Origin of the sequence: Prevotella sp. E13-27 (genome assembly GCF_023217965.1) — a bacterium.
Classification (GTDB): Bacteria; Bacteroidota; Bacteroidia; order Bacteroidales; family Bacteroidaceae; genus Prevotella.
On the sequence record NZ_JALPSC010000001.1, the window covers coordinates 413,037 to 433,693 of the forward strand.

General features: G+C 47.4%; 19 protein-coding genes and 1 pseudogene. 10 read left to right on the plus strand and 10 right to left on the minus strand.

All coding sequences use genetic code 11. The features are described 5' to 3' along the window. Positions 1-98: 98 nt before the first annotated feature. The 4 genes from gpmI (at position 99) to M1L52_RS01770 (ending at position 5,831) form a co-directional block, all read left to right on the plus strand. Entirely contained in the window at positions 99-1,619 is a 1,521-nt protein-coding gene (gpmI, locus tag M1L52_RS01755; protein ID WP_248613101.1) for a 2,3-bisphosphoglycerate-independent phosphoglycerate mutase, read from the plus strand. A gap of 280 nt (positions 1,620-1,899) precedes the next feature. Then, positions 1,900-3,267, plus strand: a complete 1,368-nt coding sequence (locus M1L52_RS01760; protein ID WP_248613102.1) for a PTS galactitol transporter subunit IIC — start codon at positions 1,900-1,902, stop codon at positions 3,265-3,267. 87 nt (positions 3,268-3,354) lie between these two features. Further along, entirely contained in the window at positions 3,355-4,374 is a 1,020-nt protein-coding gene (gene kduI, locus M1L52_RS01765) for a 5-dehydro-4-deoxy-D-glucuronate isomerase (RefSeq protein WP_248613103.1), read from the plus strand. Positions 4,375-4,376: 2 nt separating this feature from the next. After that, the gene (locus tag M1L52_RS01770; protein ID WP_248613104.1) at positions 4,377-5,831 is read left to right on the plus strand and encodes an MFS transporter; all 1,455 of its coding nucleotides are present in this window, start codon (positions 4,377-4,379) and stop codon (positions 5,829-5,831) included. Positions 5,832-6,474: 643 nt separating this feature from the next. Here the strand turns inward: M1L52_RS01770 and M1L52_RS01775 are convergent. The 6 genes and pseudogenes from M1L52_RS01775 to M1L52_RS16450 form a co-directional block, all read right to left on the minus strand. Further along, positions 6,475-6,775: pseudogene (locus M1L52_RS01775) on the minus strand (hypothetical protein). A gap of 177 nt (positions 6,776-6,952) precedes the next feature. Further along, positions 6,953-7,414, minus strand: a complete 462-nt coding sequence (locus M1L52_RS01780) for a hypothetical protein (protein ID WP_248613105.1) — start codon at positions 7,412-7,414, stop codon at positions 6,953-6,955. Between the two features lie 3 nt (positions 7,415-7,417). Beyond that, entirely contained in the window at positions 7,418-8,227 is an 810-nt protein-coding gene (locus M1L52_RS01785; protein WP_248613106.1) for an HNH endonuclease, read from the minus strand. Positions 8,228-8,236: 9 nt separating this feature from the next. Then, positions 8,237-8,857 carry a hypothetical protein gene (locus tag M1L52_RS01790; protein WP_248613107.1) on the minus strand — a complete coding sequence of 207 codons (621 nt, stop codon included), beginning with the start codon at positions 8,855-8,857 and terminating at the stop codon, positions 8,237-8,239. After that, positions 8,854-8,997 (minus strand): hypothetical protein, encoded by a 144-nt coding sequence (locus M1L52_RS01795; RefSeq protein WP_248613108.1) that lies wholly within the window; start codon positions 8,995-8,997, stop codon positions 8,854-8,856. Before M1L52_RS01795 ends, M1L52_RS01790 begins: the two co-directional genes overlap by 4 nt. A 149-nt stretch (positions 8,998-9,146) precedes the next feature. Continuing rightward, positions 9,147-9,329, minus strand: a complete 183-nt coding sequence (locus tag M1L52_RS16450) for a DNA cytosine methyltransferase (protein WP_317231466.1) — start codon at positions 9,327-9,329, stop codon at positions 9,147-9,149. A 601-nt stretch (positions 9,330-9,930) separates the two neighbouring features. On the opposite strand from M1L52_RS16450, the gene M1L52_RS01805 reads away from it, so the two are divergent. Further along, complete coding sequence (locus M1L52_RS01805; protein WP_317231464.1) at positions 9,931-11,091, plus strand: IS4 family transposase; 1,161 nt, start codon at positions 9,931-9,933, stop codon at positions 11,089-11,091. 60 nt (positions 11,092-11,151) lie between these two features. Then, a complete protein-coding gene (locus M1L52_RS01810) occupies positions 11,152-11,391 on the plus strand; it encodes a hypothetical protein (RefSeq protein WP_248613109.1) in 240 nt (79 codons plus the stop codon). Between the two features lie 265 nt (positions 11,392-11,656). Here M1L52_RS01810 and nhaD read toward each other — a convergent pair whose 3' ends face one another. The 3 genes from nhaD to M1L52_RS01825 are packed head-to-tail and all read right to left on the minus strand — an operon-like array spanning position 11,657 to position 14,745. Then, entirely contained in the window at positions 11,657-12,988 is a 1,332-nt protein-coding gene (gene nhaD / locus M1L52_RS01815; protein WP_248613110.1) for a sodium:proton antiporter NhaD, read from the minus strand. A 33-nt stretch (positions 12,989-13,021) separates the two neighbouring features. Further along, the gene (locus M1L52_RS01820) at positions 13,022-13,996 is read right to left on the minus strand and encodes a polyprenyl synthetase family protein (RefSeq protein ID WP_248613111.1); all 975 of its coding nucleotides are present in this window, start codon (positions 13,994-13,996) and stop codon (positions 13,022-13,024) included. A 59-nt stretch (positions 13,997-14,055) separates the two neighbouring features. Then, positions 14,056-14,745: an energy transducer TonB gene (locus M1L52_RS01825; RefSeq protein WP_248613112.1), complete on the minus strand. Its 690-nt coding sequence runs from the start codon at positions 14,743-14,745 to the stop codon at positions 14,056-14,058. A gap of 123 nt (positions 14,746-14,868) precedes the next feature. Here M1L52_RS01825 and porQ point away from each other — a divergent pair, with 123 nt between their 5' ends. Both porQ and cmk read left to right on the plus strand, forming a co-directional pair. After that, positions 14,869-15,813, plus strand: coding sequence for a type IX secretion system protein PorQ (porQ, locus tag M1L52_RS01830; protein WP_248613113.1), 945 nt, complete (start codon positions 14,869-14,871; stop codon positions 15,811-15,813). A 23-nt stretch (positions 15,814-15,836) separates the two neighbouring features. Further along, entirely contained in the window at positions 15,837-16,529 is a 693-nt protein-coding gene (gene cmk, locus M1L52_RS01835) for a (d)CMP kinase (RefSeq protein WP_248613114.1), read from the plus strand. 177 nt (positions 16,530-16,706) lie between these two features. Here cmk and M1L52_RS01840 read toward each other — a convergent pair whose 3' ends face one another. Continuing rightward, a complete protein-coding gene (locus M1L52_RS01840) occupies positions 16,707-17,738 on the minus strand; it encodes a hypothetical protein (protein ID WP_248613115.1) in 1,032 nt (343 codons plus the stop codon). Positions 17,739-17,876: 138 nt separating this feature from the next. On the opposite strand from M1L52_RS01840, the gene M1L52_RS01845 reads away from it, so the two are divergent. Both M1L52_RS01845 and M1L52_RS01850 read left to right on the plus strand, forming a co-directional pair. After that, positions 17,877-18,302, plus strand: a complete 426-nt coding sequence (locus tag M1L52_RS01845) for a Fur family transcriptional regulator (RefSeq protein ID WP_248613116.1) — start codon at positions 17,877-17,879, stop codon at positions 18,300-18,302. A gap of 147 nt (positions 18,303-18,449) precedes the next feature. Further along, a complete protein-coding gene (locus M1L52_RS01850; protein WP_248613117.1) occupies positions 18,450-20,648 on the plus strand; it encodes a M6 family metalloprotease domain-containing protein in 2,199 nt (732 codons plus the stop codon). Positions 20,649-20,657 lie beyond the last annotated feature (9 nt).

The window sequence follows — 20,657 nt, forward strand, 5'->3', positions numbered from 1 at the left end:
AAGTGGGAAATATGAAAAACAATTACTAATTTTGCACCCGCTTATAATAAAATAAGGTGAAAGTAGAGAAAGTACAAACAAGATATTAAGTTTATATTATGGCAAAGAAAGCACTTCTGATGATTCTCGACGGATGGGGAATCGGACAGCACGGCAAGGGCGACGTGATTTACAATACGCCTACTCCTTATCTCGATTATCTTACAGCTGTATCAGCTCACTCACAGCTCCAGGCCTCTGGCGAAGACGTTGGTCTGCCCGACGGACAGATGGGAAACTCTGAGGTGGGTCACCTCAACATCGGTGCGGGTCGCATTGTATATCAGGACTTGGTGAAGATTAACCGTGCCTGCAAAGACGGCTCAATCGTGGAGAACCCACAGGTTAAGGCTGCCTACACATACGCAAAAGAGAACAACAAGAAGCTGCACCTCATGGGTCTGTGCTCTGACGGTGGCGTACACTCTTCACTCGCCCATCTGTTCAAGCTCATCGAGGTGGGCAAGCACTACGGTCTGAAGAACCAGACCTTCGTTCACTGCTTCATGGACGGTCGCGACACCGACCCAAAGAGCGGCAAGGGCTTTATAGAGCAGGTTACAAAGGTATGCGCTGACAACGACGCTGCCATTGCTTCTATCGTTGGCCGTTTCTACGCTATGGACCGCGACAAGCGCTGGGAGCGCGTGAAAGAGGGCTACGATCTTCTTGTCAACGGCACTGGCAAACAGGCTAACGACATGGTGAAGGCTGTAGAGGAGTCTTATGCTGACGGCGTCACCGACGAGTTCATTAAGCCAATCCACAACGCTACTGTTAACGGTTGCATCGAAGAGGGCGATGTTGTCATCTTCATCAACTTCCGTAACGACCGTGCAAAGGAGCTCACCATCGTTCTCACTCAGGAGGACATGCCAGAGCAGGGCATGAAGACAATACCTGGACTGCAGTACTACTGCATGACCCCATACGATGCTAAGTTCACTGGCGTAAACATCCTGTTCCCGAAAGAGAACGTGGAGAACACCCTCGGCGAATATCTCTCTCAGCAGGGCAAGAAGCAGCTTCACACTGCCGAGACAGAGAAATATGCACACGTAACATTCTTCTTCAACGGTGGTCGCGAGGCTCCATATGCTAACGAGGACCGCATCCTCGTAGCTTCTCCAAAGGTTGCCACCTACGACCTGAAGCCTGAGATGAGCGCCTACGAGGTGAAGGACAAGCTGGTTGCTGCCATCGGCACACAGCAGTATGACTTCATCGTGGTTAACTTCGCCAACGGCGACATGGTGGGACACACTGGCGTTTACAACGCAATAGCAAAGGCTGTTCACGCTGTTGACAACTGCGTGAAGGCTGTTATCGAGGCTGCCAAGGCTAACGACTACGAGGCAATAATCATTGCTGACCACGGTAATGCCGACAACGCCATCAACCCCGACGGCACGCCAAACACCGCTCACTCGCTGAACCCTGTTCCTTTCATCTATGTTACCGACAACAACTCGGCCACAGTAAAGGACGGTCGTCTGGCTGACGTTGCTCCTTCTATCCTACACATCATGGGACTGGAGCAGCCAAAGGACATGACGGGTGAGAACCTTATCTGCGATTAAGACTGTAGAGGGTTTGACTTTAGACTTTGACTATAGACTTTAGACTACAGACGAAAGACTATAGACGAAAGACGATATTTATAAAAATGGGAAGTGAAATTGTTCGCTTCCCATTTTTTATATCCTGTTTTGTGGTCTAAGACACACAAAACGCGCATATTCTATAGTGTATTAGGCTAATAACAAAGCAAAGTTTCTAATGAAACAGATGGGTTATTGAAAATAAATTATTAATTTTGCACCGATTCTACGCTAAAACAAACATTATTTATCGATAACAATGGAACAAGTTTTCAGTTACATCATCAGTTTGGGAGCATCAGTCATGATGCCAATCCTCTTCACAATCATCGGTCTCTGCATCGGTATGAAGTTCGGCAAGTCACTACGTTCGGGCCTCTATGTAGGCGTCGGTTTCGTAGGCTTAGGCATCGTCACCGCACTGCTCACCACTAACTTCGACAGTCCGCTAAAGACCATCTCCGAGCTTTACGACCTGCAGCTTAAGGTCTTCGACATGGGCTGGCCCGCTGCTGCCGCTGTGGCTTATGGCACCGCCGTCGGCGCACTGATCATCCCCATCTGCTTAGGAGTAAACTTAGTCATGCTGCTGTTAAAATGTACGCGCACCATCAACATCGACCTTTGGAACTACTGGCACTTCGCCTTTATCGGTGCTGTAGCCTATTTCGTAATGGACCAGTCGCTGCTGTGGGGTTATTTCGCCGCTATAGTGTGCTACATCATCACACTCGTCATGGCAGATCTCACTGCCGACAAGTTCCAGAAGCACTACGACCTGCAGGGCATCAGCATACCGCAGCCCTTCTGTCAGAGTTTCACGGTGTTTGCCGTTGTCATCAACTGGCTTCTCGACCGCATCCCAGGCTTCTCTAAGCTCGACATCGATGCTGAGGGTCTGAAGAAGAAGTTCGGCGTGCTTGGTGAGCCGCTCGTGCTCGGTGTCATCGTAGGTGCGCTCATCGGCTGGGCTGCACAGCTTGACATAAAGAAGGTGCTGTTCCTTGGTGTGACTATGGGCGCTGTGATGGAGCTCATCCCACGCATAACATCCCTGTTCATCGATGGTCTGAAGCCCATTGCCGAGAAGACACAGGAAGTAGCAAAGAAGCGTTTCGGAGGAATGAAGGTACATATCGGCATGTCACCGGCACTTGTCATCGGTCACCCCACCACCCTCGTCTGCTCCGTCATCCTCATCCCTGTCATCCTTGCCATCGCAGTATTCCTGCCAGGCAACCAGTTCCTGCCTCTTGCATCGCTGGCCGGCATGTTCTACCTTTTCCCAATGATTCTTCCTTACACGAAAGGTAATGTGGTGAAGAGCCTCATCATCGGTCTCGTAGCACTCATCGTAGGTCTATACTTCGTCACCGACATGGCTTCTGCCTTCACCTTGGCTGCCAACGAGGTGTACAAGACTGACCCCACGGCTTCTGCCGCAAAGATCCCCGATGGTTTTGAGGGCGGTGCTCTCGACTTCGCATCATCGCTCTTCGGCTATGTCATCTACGCCTGCGTGAAATACCTGAAGTGGGTAGGCATGGGCGTGCTGACGCTCATCACCTTAGCCATGGTGGCATGGAACCGTAAACGAATTGTCGCTGAGGAAACAAATCATAATTAACATGTTTTTGTAAGAAAAACAGTTAGTTTCAAAACAGTCTTAAAGGAATTCGATTCAGACAAGATATATTATTTAAATTTATTTCATATGAAAAAAACAATTCTTTTTGCAACAGGGGCATTAGCTTTCTTACTTTCCCCTGTGAAAGCACAGGAGGCTGACCGCTTCGTTGGCTGCCAGCACGTGAAGTTCCAGACGGCCTGCCACCCGCAGGACGTGAAAGGCTACGACACGAAGATGCTCCGCGACCGTTTCGTCATGGAGAAGGTGATGTCGCCCGACTCTATCCTACTCACCTACAGCCACTACGACCGTTTCATCTTCGGTGGAGTGATGCCTGTGACGAAGACCTTGAAGCTGGAGAACTTCTGGGAGTTAGGTCTTGATGTCGATAAGAACATCAAGGAGAAGTATTTCATGTACAACCGTGAGCTGGGCGTGGTTAACTGCGGTGAAGGCGACGGTGTGGTCATCGTTGATGGCAAGGAGTATGCCCTCTCACCCAAAGAGGCCCTCTATATCGGCCGTGGTCATCTGGGCAAAGACAAGAAAGGCAACTCCCTCGACTGCAACAAAGAGGTGCTCTTCCGTTCAAAGGATGCGCAGAAGCCAGCAAAGTTCTACCTTAACTCTGCCACCGCCCACCAGCACTATAAGACACAGTGGATAACCCTCGACGGTCGCAAGGGCTCGCTGAAGGCCGCCGTATGGGGACCTGTAGGCTCACTCGAAGAGTGCAACAACCGCACCGTATATAAGCTCATCGTCAACGATGTTCTCGAAGAAGGGCCATGTCAGTTGCAGCTCGGCCTGACACAGCTGAACCCAGGTGCAGCATGGAACACCATGCCTCCTCACACCCACGGTCGCCGCATCGAGGCCTACTACTATTTCAACCTGCCTGAGAAGCAGACCCTCGCCCACATCATGGGACAGCCCGAGGAGAGCCGCGTGGTATGGCTGCACAACGAGCAGGCCATCATGTCGCCCGAGTGGTCTATGCACGCTGCTGCCGGCACTCACTACTACACCTTCATCTGGGGTATGGCTGGCGAGAACCTATACTATAACGACAAAGACGAAATTCCCGTAATCGATATCCGATAACTATGACACCAATTCAAACGACAAAAATGTCCAACTTCCGTTGGGTAATCTGCGCGCTGCTCTTCTTAGCAACGACCGTGAACTATATGGACCGTCAGGTCTTGTCACTAACCTGGAAAGACTTCATCGCCGTCGACTTCCACTGGACCGATGCTGATTATGGAACAATCACAGGTCTTTTCTCCCTGTTCTATGCCTTTGCCAACCTCGTGTCAGGTAAGTTCATCGACTGGATGGGCACCAAGAAAGGTTATCTCATTGCCATCTTCGTTTGGTCAACAGGTGCTGTTATGCATGCCGGCTGCGGATGGATGGCTATGAACATCGAGGGTTATGACTCTATCGAGGCTCTGCGTGCTGTACAGGCTGGCAGCGATGCTGCTGTGGCCATTGCCACCATCTCTGTGTGGCTGTTCCTCTCTTGCCGTCTTATCCTTGCTGTCGGCGAGGCAGGCAACTTCCCTGCTGCTATCAAGGCTACGGCAGAATACTTCCCAAAGAAGGACCGTGCCTTCTCTACCTCTATCTTCAATAGCGGTGCCTCTGTAGGTGCTTTGGCAGCTCCTGCCACTATTCCCCTGCTGGCCCGCGCATGGGGCTGGGAGATGGCATTCATCATCATCGGTGTGCTTGGTTATGTATGGATGGGACTCTGGATATGGCTCTATGAGAAGCCAAGCCAGAACAAGCGTGTGAACCAGGCTGAGCTGAACTATATTGAGCAGGATAACGATCTTGCTGAGGTTCAGGACCGCACAGCAATAGTTGAGGAAAAGACTATTCCATTCTTCAAGTGTTTCACCTTCAAGCAGACTTGGGCATTCTTGGTTGGTAAGTTTATGACCGATGGTGTATGGTGGTTCTTCCTATTCTGGGCTCCTGCTTATTTCAGCGACCAGTATGGCTACACCTCTGACTCAGCAATGGGTATTGCCCTCATCTTCACACTCTACGCCATTGTTACCGTGCTCTCTATCGGTGGTGGCTATCTTCCAAAATATTTCGTTGAGAACCGTGGCATGAACCCATATCTTGGTCGTATGCGCGCCATGCTAATCTTTGCATGCTTCCCCGTACTGGGCCTGCTGGCTCAGCCTCTCGGTGCATATAGCGCTTGGTGGCCTGCCATTCTGATTGGTCTGCTGGGTGCAGGTCATCAGGCTTGGTCAGCCAACCTCTTCTCTACCATTGGTGACATGTTCCCCAAGTCAACTATTGGCACTATCGTAGGATTGGGTACTGCCATCGGCGGTCTTGGATCTATGGGTATCAACATGGGCTCTGGCGTCTTCTTCACATGGGCAGAAGGACAGGGAGCTGCATTCTCATTCATGGGCTTCGAAGGCAAGCCTGCTGCCTATATGATCGTGTTCTCCATCTGTGCCGTTGCCTACCTCATCGGCTGGTGCATCATGAAGGCTCTCGTTCCAAAATACAAGCCTGTCGTTGTTGAATAACAACTAGCGAAACACGCAAAAATTTCAACGGGTGTCATAAGCTTTTATGGCACCCGTTATCTTGTTTCTTTTTTGTCATGCGTGTCAGGAACTAAATACATGACACATGCTATTGGTTTAGTTTTTTGGTTCTATTTGCGACCTGTCCCTCTGGCATCATTGTTTAGACAGAATTGCAATGTGTGGCAGTCTGAACAGCAATGTAGTTCTGTCTATACCAATTTACAAACTCGTCGAGTTTGGTCACCAAAGTCGACGAGTTTGGTCACCAAAATCGACGACTTTGGTTTTCAAGGTAGTAAGAACCAGAATACAAGGATGCCATAACTATAATATAAAACTGCCAGAATAAGAGCACAAAACGGACTTTTTCTTCGTTTTTCCCTTTTTACCACCATTTTCTACAGTATCAATGTACTGAAGTGAACCTTTAAGTTGTGTTTAACTTTCTAGGTTCACTTCAGAACAGTCCCAATAATCCAATTTAATCCGTATAAACAGAAAATAGCCCCGAATCACGGCCAGGACTACAATCTGGCATAGATAAGGAACTATTTTCAAGGGCAAAGTTACATACTTTTTCTAATTAAACAAGCGAAATTACGGATAATTCGGAATCGTCCCCAATTTTTCCTGCCATGCTTCAATCTTCAGCTGCTATCTGCATCTGCATACTTTCCTCTTCCACTTTTGGATATGGATTCTTAGCCCCATGGTCCTGCAACCAGATATGGTTCAACGTAAACGCAATTGAATCTAATGTCTGTTCTCTCTGCTTAGGTTTCAGCTCACATTCCCAGACGGTGATGCAATGCCAGCTGATTTAATCGATACCTGAAACCACGTTTCCACAATCCACGTCGCACAATCATTTCTGGCTTTGTGTTCTTATTGTGAATCGCCGCCATGTTCTTATGCCGCTGTTGTGGAGTAAGGTGGTCCATATAATATGAACTATAAACTGTTCAAATAATCAGTATCAACAGTATTCACGACAATCTTCTTTGTCTTTATACCCAACCCATAAGAAACTAATAACTTTGTGAGTTGGTAGCCATCTATCTTTTGGATATTGTAACCACTGGGGTTGTAATCAGAAGCACCATCGCGTATCCTTCATGTTATTTCTCATCTGGAGTATGGAATTTCCAATAATCAGTTTTCATTTGACTCAACAAATCGACATTTTCTGACTTCACCACCAAAAAAGGAAGGAAATCATTAGGGGTACTTGTCAAAAGAATTCGCAAGCCGTCGCGCTTCAGAGCATTATCATAATATTGAAGACAGTACATGGTGGGGGGTAGCAATCTGTTCTTGGGACTATGATAGTTTGTCTTTGATGGATTGATTGGATTTATTTCATGGATTAGCATTCCATCATCAGAAAACTTGTTGAGTCGCTGGTCTATGAAAGAAAATATACGCTCTCCATCGCAGTCGTTGATTCCTGTCACACATATAACTAATCTATCCTCCAGATATTGCATGGCAGTATAATCATCACTTATTTGCTTTGCTTTCTCTAAATGAGAAAATTCCGATGTGGTTAGAATTTTCTCCAACATCCTATTGTAATCCATATATCACTTCTTATTGAATATTGTATCACGATGCCATTCCAGAAACAATTCGTTGGGGTGATATTTCCTTGGGATTGTCAATTTTGCACTTTCAATAGGAAGAAAATACTTGTCGTAGTATTCTTTGCCTATATTGGACTTTAATCGTTGTGAAAAGATTACAGTGCCGTCATTCAGAAAAGAGATTAGTCCACGGTCGAAAGCCTTATCATACATATTGGAAAGGCAAATGCCATTCTGAGGGTTCAACCTTTCATGTACATTGTCAGCCCATGGAATAATATGGCTTGCTACAAGTAAATCGCTGATATCAATTCCTGTAAGTGCACATTTACCACCATAGTTGGCAAGCACCACCTGCCTGAATACACTTTGATTCACTCGGATTTTAACTTCGGCTTTGCGCGTCTCACCCTTCATCGTCAGTGGGATGTCTCTTATTTCTTCTTCGTATTTTTGCTCGACAGTTGTACCTTGATAAGCAGCAAGAATCTTCTCGCTCTCAAAAAGAAGTGCTTCGCGATTGCCGTCGAACTCATCCCAATAAGGCTGGCATTGCTTCCTTCCACCTTCCATTCCAGCTCGTCCGCTATCTTGTATTTGAGGGTCGCAAGAAGAATAATTGTTTAGTCGTATAGAAACGGTGTTCGCAGAACGTCCCATCAGATTCGCAAGTTCGATAATCGCTGGTGTCCTGTGGTCTAATTGGCCGTAGGGCAGTTTCAAGTATAGATTGAGACATAAGATCATTTCCTCTCGTGTCCATCTACTGCCTTTGGCAGGGTTTCTGTTTACAACTATCTGATGGGGCATAATTGGATTTCAAGGATTAACGAATTTCTCGTCTACACTGCGTGGCAAGAAATATCCTTTGATACAATTCGGGTTACAGATACAAATCTGTATATGGTTCTTCTCTGCAAAGCCTGCATTGGGATAGAGTGGCTTTCCTTCCCAGAACACGCCACGTACAGAATCATAGGCTCGCTTATTTGCCTCACGATTGATACGATGTGTCGTCTGGATAACATAGCAGTCCAACTTTCTTAGAAGCAGGTCTGTAGAGTTGCCCAGTGTCTTGTTAACAGGCAAGGGTATTCCCGATATCCGGCTGAACTCAAGGGCGAAATCGTATGATTTCTTAAGTTCCTTAAGATAGGCAGTATCTGTTAGATCGAAACAATAGCCAAGGTCAATGATTGCACCAATCACAGCAGGTTGTTTGATACTTGAGCCAGGACGCTTAGATAATTCCACAGCCCATTCCATAGCTCGCTCCTCATTATTCTCCCAGAAATAGATTCCACTACCTAGCCAGTCATAATCATTAGTACTGGCAAGAAGATTCTCCTTGCCAGCAATTACTTTATCCACTACCGACTGGTCACAACCGTGAAAACCTATTGTCAGATTAGAACGATTTGCGTATAATCCCCTCTTCATCTATAAATAGGTGCTAACTGGCCGTTGGCATCCACGACACCAGCCTCCTGCATAAACTTGATGGCTTTCTCTTTTGAAGAAAGTACATCTCTTATGACAGCGTCAATACGCTCTTCTCTATTGTGCTCAAATTCTGGCATACTCACCTCACTTTCTTGTTTGAGTTACAATTACCCACTGCAAAGTTACAAAAAAAATCGAAACTATATGTTTTTATTCAGAAAAATAAGCAAATCATGCGACTTTAACATTCTCACCGTCTGGTACCATCGAAATGATACGCTTTGTCTCAGCAGTATGCATCTCTTACGGCTCCACCACCTATTGACAATATATTTGGAACATTCTCCATTACAAATGCCTTTGGGTGGTAGTGCCTTACAAAACGCACGAATGATTTATAAAGTTTATTTCTGTCATCATCGATGATTCGTTTACCTGCAACTGAGAAAACCCTGGCATGGTGGGCCACCGATTATAACATCTATGTCGTGTATATCATATTCTTGCTCAACATCCTAAGGGTTCAGGTTGAGCAAATTTAAAATGACAAAATTAAGCTATAGCTTTATATGCATTTTTGTGTTCATCACTGATTCAACAGAAAATACCAAAATGAAGTTTTATTCTTTCTATCTTCTGTCGATTTCCAATTCGGGAATGTCCTATTCCCAATAAGGGAAAATTTTTGAAAGTAAAGCGTGTTGAAAAATGCGTGACTCATTGACAAAGATCTGACGTTTTCTGATTTTTGTTGACTTTCAAGCGAAAGTGCCCCATCCCTCCCGTCGGATGGTGCTGAGCCCTTTAAATAAAGGGATTCTTCGATCTTCATCCCTCCCGTCATCCCTCCCATCAGCCCTCCCGTCACCCCTCCCATCACACATTTTTTACATGCATTCTAAGATTCGGTTGTTCTTCATTTTATAAACATATAATTGCCCACTAGTGTCCGGTTAAATTTTTCCGAACGTTAATTAAATGTTTAAATTTCAATGAGATACAGCGATTTAAAAATTTTCCGATTTGATTTTTTATCTTTGTACTGTCTCATATATAAGATAGCACAGGATATGAATGCCGGAAATACTGTATTCTCGCAACTGATGTCTCTCATCCCTGACTACGAGCTCAGGAAATGTATTGACAGATATAGAGGGGATTTTCATGCAAGACGATTCACTTGCCGTGACCAGTTCCTTGTCATGAGTTATGCTCAGCTGACCAGCAGCGCAAGCCTTCGTAGCATAGAGGCTCAGTTGACTGCTTTCAACTCCAAGTTGTATCATGCCGGTCTGAAGGTGATGCCCAAGTCCACTCTCGCCGACATGAACGAGAAGAAGGACTGGCGTATCTATCAGGACTACGCAATGGTACTTGTCGAGAGGGCTAAAGTCCTGTATAAAGATGAATACTATCGGTTGGGAATTGACAATATGGTGTATGCCTTTGACAGCAGTACCATCAACCTGTGTCTGCATCTCTGTCCATGGGCGAAGTTCCATCATGACAAAGGTGCTTTCAAGATGCACACTTTGATTGATGTAAAGAACAACATACCCAACTTCATCATGCTTACTCCTGGCAATGTGCATGATACTCAGGCTATGGACAGCTTGCCTGTAGAAGCAGGGGCTTACTATCTGATGGATAAAGGCTATGTGGACTTTGACCGTCTGTTCCGTCTCTTCCAACAGCAGAAGGCTTACTTTGTAACCAGAGCAAAGGACAACATGAAATATTCCGTATTCGAGGCAAGAGAGGTTGACAGGCAGACTGGCGTCATCTCTGACGAGTCCATCAGTCTTACTGGTCTCTTTACAGCCAAGAAGTACCCTGATTTGTTGCGTCTGGTCGTCTATGAGGACTTTGCGCAGAACGTAGTGTATCGATTCCTGACGAATGACTTCACCCTTGAAGCAATTACCATTGCGGAACTGTACCGAGAGCGCTGGACTATCGAAACGTTCTTCAAATGGATCAAGCAGCACCTGCACATCAAGACGTTCTATGGGACGTCCCAAAACGCAGTCTTCACACAGATATGGATTGCCATCTGTGACTACCTGCTGCTTATTATTGCTCTGAAGATGTATCATATCGAACAAAATCTTTACATATTCTCTAATGTCATCGGCCAAGTTCTCTTTGAGAGGACTCCGCTGAATGAACTTTTTGACAAACCAATTATTAATCAAAATCCGGAAGATGACCGCCAACTTTCGCTTTGGTGAAATTTAACCGGACAGTAGTGATAATTGCCGTTAATTTAACCATTAATTACATGATAATTAATGTCGAAAATATTCTGTTTGATTTGGTTAGATTTGTTTAATTTCTCGCCGCAGGCGACTCCATTTGCTTTAATGTCCCCAGGGGCAGCATTCGGCGACGAAGGTGAATGGGAGGGTTATGGGAGGGATGAAAAAAATCCCTCCCGTGCTCAAACCCTTTATACAAAGGCGATTCAAGCGATTATGGGAGGGATGAGGGATTATTTAGCAAAACCTGCAAAAAGTCAGCCTGATCTTTGAAGATTCTTGTCAAGCATGTTGCAATTCTTATTAAACTATGGCGTAGTACTGACTAAGCTATGGCGTTGTTTAGACTAAAATGTGACGCAGTTCTGACTATACTGTGGTATAGCTCTGACTAAACTATACCATAGCTCTGACTGCGGTGCACCATAGTTCTAACTATACTTCAGCATAGTTCTGACTCTACTTCAGCATAAACAACAATCCCTTCAGTTGAAAGTTCAACTGAAGGGATTATTTATGAGAGATATTTCAGAGGCTATCAGAAGAGGAGCATGCGCTCTGCCCAGTAGCAGAGGATGCCAGCGAGATAGCCTACGAAGGCAATCCAGGTGATGCGCTTCAAGTACCAGCCGAAGGTAATCTTCTCCAGTCCCATGACGACAACGCCTGCGGCGGAGCCGATGATGAGCATCGAGCCACCCACGCCGGCACAGTAGGCAAGGAGCTGCCAGAAGATGCCATCGACAGCCATGGCGCCCTCAGCAGCGACGGGATACATGCCCATGCATCCTGCAACGAGAGGCACATTGTCAACGATTGACGAGAGCACACCGATGATGCCGTCGATGAGGTAGTAGTTGCCTGAGAACGCTTCGTTAAGTCCTTCGCCAAGAGCTGTCAGAACGCCTATCTCCTGCAACACAGCCACTGCCATGAGTATACCAAGGAAGAACATGATGGTTGACATGTCTATGCGCGACAAAAGGTCGCTAACGCGCTTAGCCATGGTGTCATCCTCACTTGTGTTATAGTGGAATATCTCCGTCACTGTCCACAGCACTCCAAGGACAAGGAGGATGCCCATGAACGGAGGAAGATGGGTTATGGTCTTGAAGATGGGCACAAAGACAAGTCCGCCCACGCCAAGCCAGAAGATGGCTGTGCGCTGAGCCTTGGTAAACTGGCTTACCTCTGCAACCTGGAGGTTCTGCGCAGCATCGAACTTTCCCTTCAGCGAATACTGGAGTATGAAAGCGGGAACAATCATAGAAACGAGCGAAGGCAGCAGCAGTTCGCTGATGACGCCCTGAGTAGTGATGACACCCTTTATCCAGAGCATGATGGTGGTCACATCGCCTATAGGTGAGAAGGCACCGCCGGAGTTTGCCGACACGATGATGAGACTAGCATAGATGAGACGCTCCTCGCGCTGCTGCACGAGCTTTCGAAGCACCATAATCATTACTATTGACGTAGTGAGGTTGTCGAGGATGGCAGAGAGGAAGAAGGTCATAAATGCCACTCTCCAGAGCAGCTTGCGCTTAGACCGTGTCTTCATGGTGTCACGCACAAAGTTGAAGCCTCCGTTAGAATCGACAATCTCGACTATGGTCATGGCACCCATGAGGAAGAACAATGTGCCGGCAGCATCGCCAAGATGATGTTCTATGACCTCGCTGATGTGATGGAGCAAGCCGTTGGGCTCGACAGTGGGGTAATAGGCGCCAGGTCCCATCATGAGAAGTGTCCAGCAGAGCACACACATGAGCAGTGCTATGGCTGCCTTATTAATCTTTGTCAGGCTCTCAAGGGCTATACACATATAGCCTATAACGAAAACCGTGACAATCATTACTGATAAAGTTGACATTTTTTTAAAAGTGATTACTTATTTGTTATTCGTTTACGACTCTCTTTTCATCATCTCGTTCATATACTGACGCAGATGCTGCTTGCGATCATCAGGGACGCTGACCTTGTCGAGATATTTGCGTGCCTCGCTGAAATAGAAGTTTATCTTCTCCTCGCACAGCTCACGGATGCCGATGGCATCATAGATGCGGGTCACTGCCTGAATCTTTTCCTTGCGGTCGAACTCCTTTGCCTCTATCCAGCGCAACAGCTCAGCACGCTGCTCATCGTTGGCACGCAGCACGGCATTGATGAGCATGTAGGTCTTCTTGTTAGAGGTGATGTCGCCACCTATGGCCTTGCCAAACACCTTTGTGTCGCCATATACATCGAGCAGGTCGTCCTGAAGCTGGAACGCCAGACCTATCTGCTCGCCGCACTTATAGAGGTTATAGGCATCCTCGTCGGAAGCATCAGCAAGGATAGCGCCCATCTTCAAAGCACATGCAAGAAGGACGCTCGTCTTCAGGCGGATCATCTCAATATACTCGTCTTCAGTGACATCCTGACGCGTCTCAAACGACATGTCGTACTCCTGACCCTCGCCAATCTCTAGGGCCGTCTCTGTGAAGAGGTTCAGCACAGCTGGCAGATGAGCATCGTCACACTGTGCCACGCGCTGATAAGCCAGCACGAGCATGGAGTCGCCTGAGAGGATGGCCTTGTTGGCATCCCAGCGACGGTGAACGGTCTCGTGGCCACGGCGCAGGTCGGCATTGTCCATGAGGTCGTCGTGGAGCAGCGTGTAGTTATGATAAGTCTCAAGGCCGAGTGCCTGCATCATTATCTTCTCTGGCTCCTCACGGAAGAGATTATAGCCAAGAAGCATGAGCACAGGACGGATGCGCTTGCCACCGAGTGACAGCACATACTCTATAGGCTCATAGAGCGACGACGGCTTGCGGTCGTAGCGTAACGCTGCGAGCGACTCGTTCACTTTGTTTAGAATTTCTGATGATGTGTACATATTTATATTGTTTAAATTAAGTTTCTAGAGGTGAGAGGTAAGAGGTAAGAGGTGAGAGGTTAGAGTTTAAAGACTACTGGTATGACGACTTTCGTGCGACAGGGCTCGTCGTTCATCACTCCTGCCGTCCAGCGCGGCATCATGCGCAGCACTCGCAGCACCTCGTTGTCACATTCGGGAGTCATGGAGCCAACGACACGCACATCGGTGACTGAGCCGTCTTTGTTGATAATGAACTCAGCTATGACGCGCCCCTGCTGATGGCGCTGCTGTACAGACACAGGATATTTCAGATTCTTGGTGAGCCATTTCATGAACTCGCCATAGCCACCAGGAAACTGAGGCACATCCTCAACGACACGGAAGCTAAGCACCTCTTCGTTGTCCTTCTCCTTGGGCTCATCGACAGTACCTTCCTCATCGGCAGGCTCTCCTTCCAGCACCTTTTCAGGCTGGCGTTCCTCTTCCTCGGCCTGTTCTTCATCTTCCTCTACGACAGTCAGTTTCACCGATGGATCCGGCTCTTTTTTCTCCACCAGGACGACCTGATTCTCCATTCGCAGCAGTGGTGCCAGCTCCTCGTCATTGGCAAACAGCTCCTGCAGCTCAGGGTCGTCGAGCGGATCTTCAGGCTCGATGGTATATTCGAGTGCAACGAAAAGAGCAGCCAACGACACTACCAGTCCTAAAACGAACCGCTGCCACCACTGCCCTTCCAAATCGGCTTTCGCACTCTTCTTTTCTTCCATAATAAATTGGTGAAACTTCCGTTATTATACTAACGAGTGCACAAAAGTACTAATTAATTCATAATTCATAATTCATAATTCATAATTATTTTCTAACTTTGCCTTGATTTTTAGCTTATTTAGATGAAAAAGCAAGTTTTTACCATCCTGTTGAGTTTGGCTGCCCTCACCTCGTGGGCGCAGGAAAGCCGCACGGCATATAATTTCCTGCGACTGCCCATAAGTGCACATGCGGCTGCACTCGGTGGTGAAAACATCACCATCAGCGACGATGATGCTACCCTTGTGTTCAACAACCCCGCCCTACTGCAAAACATCACCGACAAGACGCTTAACCTTAACATGATGACCTACATGCAGGGCACGGTGACTGCCAGCGCATCGTTCGCACGGGCATGGGGCGAACGCGCCTCATGGGGCATAAGCGGCAGGTATATGGACTATGGCCAGATGAAGGAGACCGACATAACAGGCGAAGAGACAGGCTCATTTGGCGCACGCGATGTTGCCATAGGCGGAACCATCTCCTACGGGCTGACGAACAGCATCAGCGGTGGTGTGACAGCAAAGCTTGCTGCATCGTACATGGGACAATATAACTCCCTGGCTGTGCTCGTGGACTTAGGTCTGAACTACAGAAACGATGACAGCGACCTGAGCATATCAGCAGTAGCTAAGAACCTCGGAGGACAGGTAGATGCTTTCGAAGACGATTTCGAGCGCATGCCCCTGGATCTGCAGCTCGGCATCACTAAGCGTCTGCTTAACTCTCCATTGCGACTGAGTTTTACGCTCACACGGCTGAACGACTGGGAGTATAACCTTGGCAAACATATCAACGTTGGTGCCGACCTGCTGTTAGGCGAACAGTTCTATGTAGCAGCAGGATATAACTTCCTGCGTGCATCGGAGATGAAGATAAGCAGCGGCGACGGTTCCAGCTCCCACGGCGCAGGCCTGTCGCTTGGAGGCGGTCTCCAACTGGAAAGGCTGAAGCTGCACGTGGCATACGGAAAATATCATGTCAGCGCCTCATCGTTATTAATAAACATATCATATTCACTATAGCAACAAATTAAAATTAAGGATATATGAAAAAGATTACTATCGCCATTGACGGTCACTCATCGTGCGGCAAGAGCACAATGGCCAAGGACCTTGCCCGCGAGGTGGGCTATATCTATGTTGACACAGGTGCCATGTATCGCAGCGTAACGCTGTTTGCCCTGCGCAACAACATGTTCTGCGAAGACGGCAGCATCAAAACGGAAGAACTCAAGAAGCGTTTAGGCCAAATACACATAGAGTTCCGCCTAAACGCTGAGACCGGTAGGCCAGACACCTATCTCAACGGTGAGTGCGTGGAGCAGGAGATACGTTCGCTGGAGGTTTCAAACCACGTGAGCCCCATTGCCACGCTGGCCTTCGTACGCGAGGCTCTCGTAGCCCAGCAGCAACAGATGGGACGCGACAAGGGTGTGGTCATGGACGGACGCGACATTGGCACCGTGGTATTCCCAAATGCTGAGCTGAAGATTTTCGTCACCGCCTCTGCCGAGGTGAGAGCACAGCGCCGCTATGACGAGCTACAGGCCAAGGGCATGCCTGCCGACTATGCCGACATTCTGAAGAATGTTCAGGAGCGCGACTATATTGACTCACATCGCGAGGTGTCGCCTCTGCGCAAGGCCGACGATGCCATAGAGCTTGACAACAGCAACATGACCATTGCCGAGCAGAAGCAATGGTTGCTGGAGCAGTTCAAGAAACACTCTGAAGAGTAATCTCCAAACCACTAATCAACACATTATCTGGCCTTAGTTTTACAAAAACCAGAAAAACATTTTCAACACGTTACGTTAAGCTATTAGCACGGCAACGGTTTTTTAGGCTTGAAAAGCCGATGTTTTTTCTTTCTGGTTTTTGTTAAATTCAGATATAGGAAGATACAGGTGAGCAAATCATCTCAAGAGAAAGTCAATATTACAGCGGAGGGTGAGCATCTGATGCCACTGCATGCCGCGATCAGTAACATTGAACACGAGCTTTGTGTCTAAGCAGGCATTATCGTGACTAGTGATGGTATAGCCCAAATCAGTACGGCTATACCACGGTGCCTGGAGGAATGTGTCGCCCCAGTAGTATTTACCAAAGCCACGATTGCCAAAATACTGCTGCGAACGTCCACAATAGAACGTCTCGTGAATGGTGAATCGCTTCAGGCGCACATCGACATCGCCAACGAAGCCGACAGGACAATGCCACTTTCCTTCCATACGGTCACGATCCATCTGGATGAGCGCACCGCCACGGACATCATAGTGGAAGCCACGCTTCAGGTCATCGAAGACAACGCCAACATAAGGATGACCCGTTACGGCCTCGTGTATGAACTGATCCTTATTACCATACTCAAGGGCATAGTGATAGAGATGTCCGTCGATACCCAACTGGAACCACTTCGTAAGGCGAAAACGAGCCATGAGACCTGCCATGAACTGCTCGCGCTCCTCATAGCTACGCAGCTGGGTCCAGTCGCAGAAAGCCTCAAGATAACCATTATCAGTGATATAGAGGAAGTCAAAGCCATTCAGCTCAGGGCGATAATAGTTTATAGAGTCACAGATGAGGTATTCAGGCATTTTCTCCTGCATCTTGGTACGTGGGAAACAGCCGAAGAGAATGCGAAGGTTCTCGTGCTTATACTGATAGTAGAGCTCCACATCGCCACGACCAAGATCTCTCTTGCCATAGTCATAAAGGAAGCTGTATCCGCCAGTAATGCTGTGGATGCTGTCTTCAGTAGCTAAACTGACATAAGGAGTTACTCTGATACCAGCATGTGTCATCGCTTCGCGATAGGAGTCATCGCCCTCAGAGTTATCAAAGAAGCTGTATGCATCGGCACCAATCTTTGCATGTTGGGCAGAGGCATATGACGGAAAGACCAATGACAGCGTGGCTGACAAAAGCGCTATAACGTAGGTTCGCATAATATTTTTCAGTAAAAACGCTACAAAAGTACAACTTTTTTTCTTATTCTATAAGAATAATCGGCTTTTCTTACTTGTCAGTTAAAAAGTTTTCATAACTTTGCGACAAATTATTATTACAAGTAAGAAAACAAACAGATGCACTTCGACATTTCCGACGAGCAGTCACTCGACAATGCTGGGATACGCGTTACGGCAAACCGTCTGCTGATATGGCGAACGGTAAGACATCATTTTGACGGTGCCTTCAGCCTTGCCGACCTTGAGGCAGCACTCCCCACGATAGACAGGTCAACGCTGTTTCGCACACTAACTCTGCTGAGCGATGCCCACCTGCTGCACGACATCGACGACGGCTCTGGCTCACAGAAATACTGCGTGTGCCATGTTGACGACACACGCCACTGCATGGGACACGTTCACATAACATGCCAGGAGTGTCATCACACGTTCTGCCTCACAAATGTCAAGATACCACCAGTGGCACTTCCAGAAGGATTCATGCCAATAGAGACAGAATATGTTGTAAAAGGAATTTGCTCCGAATGTGCAAAAAGGAAATAAAATTCCAATTATTTCCACAAAAAAGTATAAAAACTAGCAAGTTTATACATTATTATATAATAAAATGCGTACCTTTGCAGTCCTTTTCGCAAAAAGGAAAAGGGGAAAAACAGAGCGAAACAATCATTATAACGCAATTTATATTACATGAAGAAATTTCTTTTAAGCCTGTCACTATCATTAATGATGACAAGTGCTATGGCCGTTCCTGCAAAGTCTGGAATTTGGAAGACTATCAAGCTTGAGAACGGAACAGAAGTTCGCGCCCAGCTAAAAGGCGACGAGCATGCTCACTACTGGATGGCCGAAGATGGTCAGCGCTATGTAGAAAAAGAGGATAACGTTTTCACTACCATTTCATCTGAAGAAATCACAAGCCGCGCTCAGGCTCGCCGTGCAGTGATGAAAAACGCATCACGTCTGCGCAGTCCGCGCAAGGTTGAGATGGGTGAGAGAACCAGCTATTTCGGAAAGAAGAAGGGACTGGTCATTCTGGCACAGTTCACCGACAAGAAGTTCCAGACATCAAACAACCAGGCACTTTACAAGCGCATCATGAACGAGGAAGGATTCAACGAGGGCAACTTCGTTGGCTCTGTATCAGATTACTTCAAGGCGCAGAGTGCTGGCCAGTTCGAACTGGAGTTCGACGTGGTAGGTCCATATACAATGAACAACAGCTACAGCTACTACGGCAAGAACGATTCACAGGGCAACGACACGAACCCAGAAGCAATGATTGTTGAAGCTTGTAAGCAGGCCGATGCGGAAGTAAACTTTGCCGACTACGACTGGGATGATGACGGTGCTGTTGATCAGGTGTTCGTGCTATATGCAGGTACCGGCGAGGCTGATGGCGGCAGCAAGTCAACCATCTGGCCACACATGTACTATCTCAGCGCCACAAACAGACAGCTCACACTCGACGGAGTAACAGTTGACACCTATGCCTGCAGCAACGAGGTGACAACAAGCAACAGCATTGAGGGTATTGGCTGCTTCTGCCACGAGTTCAGCCACTGCATGGGCTTCCCCGACTTCTACGACACAGCTTACAACGGATGGTTCGGCATGGACGCATTCGACCTCATGTGTAGCGGAAGCTACAATGGCAACACATTCATTCCCGCTGGCTATACAGCCCACGAGAAGATGATGTGCGGATGGCAGGACCCTATCGTGCTTAGCGATAAGGACACAACAGTGACAAGTCTGCAGCCAATGAGCAACAACGGCGAGACATTCATCATCTACAACGATGGTCACACCGATGAGTACTTCATGATAGAGAACCGCCAGAAGAGTGGTTGGGATGCCGGCTATCCTGCTCGCGGCCTTATGATTACCCATGTAGATTTTGACAAGGATATCTGGGAGTTTAACTGTCCAAATACTGAGGTTACTGCAACATCTGTAGAACACAAAAATTATGGTTATCCTCTCAACGATCATCAGCGCATGACCATAGTTCATGCTGATAACGACGATGATTCCAACTATTACAGCGAATATTTTGGCGGATACACAAAGCAGACAACATCTACCGACCTCTATCCTTATTCAAAGAACGACAGTCTGACTCCAACCTCTAAGCCTGCTCCAAAGCTTTATAACAACAACAAGAAAGGCAAGAAGACTGTGGAGTGGGCCATCACCAATATCAAACAGAATGCCAATGGAACTATGGAGTTCAAATATCGCGCTCCAGGCAGCAGCTCAGGCGAGAATCCAGACACCATCCCAACTCCAGGCCCCACACCTGATGGCGACGCTCTGTTCTATGAGTCATTTGACCAGTGTACTGGCACCGGTGGCAAAGACGGATCATGGAGTGGACAGGTAGCAGCAGCTGACTTTAACCCTGACAATGAGGGATGGACAACACTTGGAAACTGTGCTTATGGCGCTTACGGTTGCGCAAGGTTTGGCAAATCTAGTGTTTCAGGTATTGTCACAACGCCACAGTTCACCATCAACGGTAGCGCAACACTCACATTCGAGGCTGGCGCATGGAACGCAAAGAATGATGGCACAACACTTCTGCTTGAAGTAACTGACGGATTCACCGTCACTCCTTCAGAGTTAACTATGACGAAAGGTGCTTGGACAAGCTACACGGCAACCATTGAAGGCACTGGCAATGTAAAATTGACATTCTCACCAGCAAATCGTTTCTTCCTTGACGAAGTAAAGGTTGTGGAGAATGCTTCTACTGGCATAAAGACTGTTAAGCCTGCAACACAGGCAATACGCATCTACACTCTCGACGGACGCTACGTTGGCAGCGACAAGAACGCTCTGCCACGAGGCATGTATATCATTAATGGTAAGAAGGTTATTCGCTAACCTTCTTAC

Bases quoted from the DNA above. Each gene is read 5' to 3' on its own strand.
- gpmI (WP_248613101.1), top strand. From the start codon at position 99: ATGGCAAAGAAAGCACTTCTGATGATTCTCGACGGATGGGGAATCGGA.
- M1L52_RS01760 (WP_248613102.1), top strand. From the start codon at position 1,900: ATGGAACAAGTTTTCAGTTACATCATCAGTTTGGGAGCATCAGTCATG.
- kduI (WP_248613103.1), top strand. From the start codon at position 3,355: ATGAAAAAAACAATTCTTTTTGCAACAGGGGCATTAGCTTTCTTACTT.
- M1L52_RS01770 (WP_248613104.1), top strand. From the start codon at position 4,377: ATGACACCAATTCAAACGACAAAAATGTCCAACTTCCGTTGGGTAATC.
- M1L52_RS01780 (WP_248613105.1), bottom strand. From the start codon at position 7,414: ATGGATTACAATAGGATGTTGGAGAAAATTCTAACCACATCGGAATTT.
- M1L52_RS01785 (WP_248613106.1), bottom strand. From the start codon at position 8,227: ATGCCCCATCAGATAGTTGTAAACAGAAACCCTGCCAAAGGCAGTAGA.
- M1L52_RS01790 (WP_248613107.1), bottom strand. From the start codon at position 8,857: ATGAAGAGGGGATTATACGCAAATCGTTCTAATCTGACAATAGGTTTT.
- M1L52_RS01795 (WP_248613108.1), bottom strand. From the start codon at position 8,997: ATGCCAGAATTTGAGCACAATAGAGAAGAGCGTATTGACGCTGTCATA.
- M1L52_RS01805 (WP_317231464.1), top strand. From the start codon at position 9,931: ATGAATGCCGGAAATACTGTATTCTCGCAACTGATGTCTCTCATCCCT.
- M1L52_RS01810 (WP_248613109.1), top strand. From the start codon at position 11,152: ATGTCGAAAATATTCTGTTTGATTTGGTTAGATTTGTTTAATTTCTCG.
- nhaD (WP_248613110.1), bottom strand. From the start codon at position 12,988: ATGTCAACTTTATCAGTAATGATTGTCACGGTTTTCGTTATAGGCTAT.
- M1L52_RS01820 (WP_248613111.1), bottom strand. From the start codon at position 13,996: ATGTACACATCATCAGAAATTCTAAACAAAGTGAACGAGTCGCTCGCA.
- M1L52_RS01825 (WP_248613112.1), bottom strand. From the start codon at position 14,745: ATGGAAGAAAAGAAGAGTGCGAAAGCCGATTTGGAAGGGCAGTGGTGG.
- porQ (WP_248613113.1), top strand. From the start codon at position 14,869: ATGAAAAAGCAAGTTTTTACCATCCTGTTGAGTTTGGCTGCCCTCACC.
- cmk (WP_248613114.1), top strand. From the start codon at position 15,837: ATGAAAAAGATTACTATCGCCATTGACGGTCACTCATCGTGCGGCAAG.
- M1L52_RS01840 (WP_248613115.1), bottom strand. From the start codon at position 17,738: ATGCGAACCTACGTTATAGCGCTTTTGTCAGCCACGCTGTCATTGGTC.
- M1L52_RS01845 (WP_248613116.1), top strand. From the start codon at position 17,877: ATGCACTTCGACATTTCCGACGAGCAGTCACTCGACAATGCTGGGATA.
- M1L52_RS01850 (WP_248613117.1), top strand. From the start codon at position 18,450: ATGAAGAAATTTCTTTTAAGCCTGTCACTATCATTAATGATGACAAGT.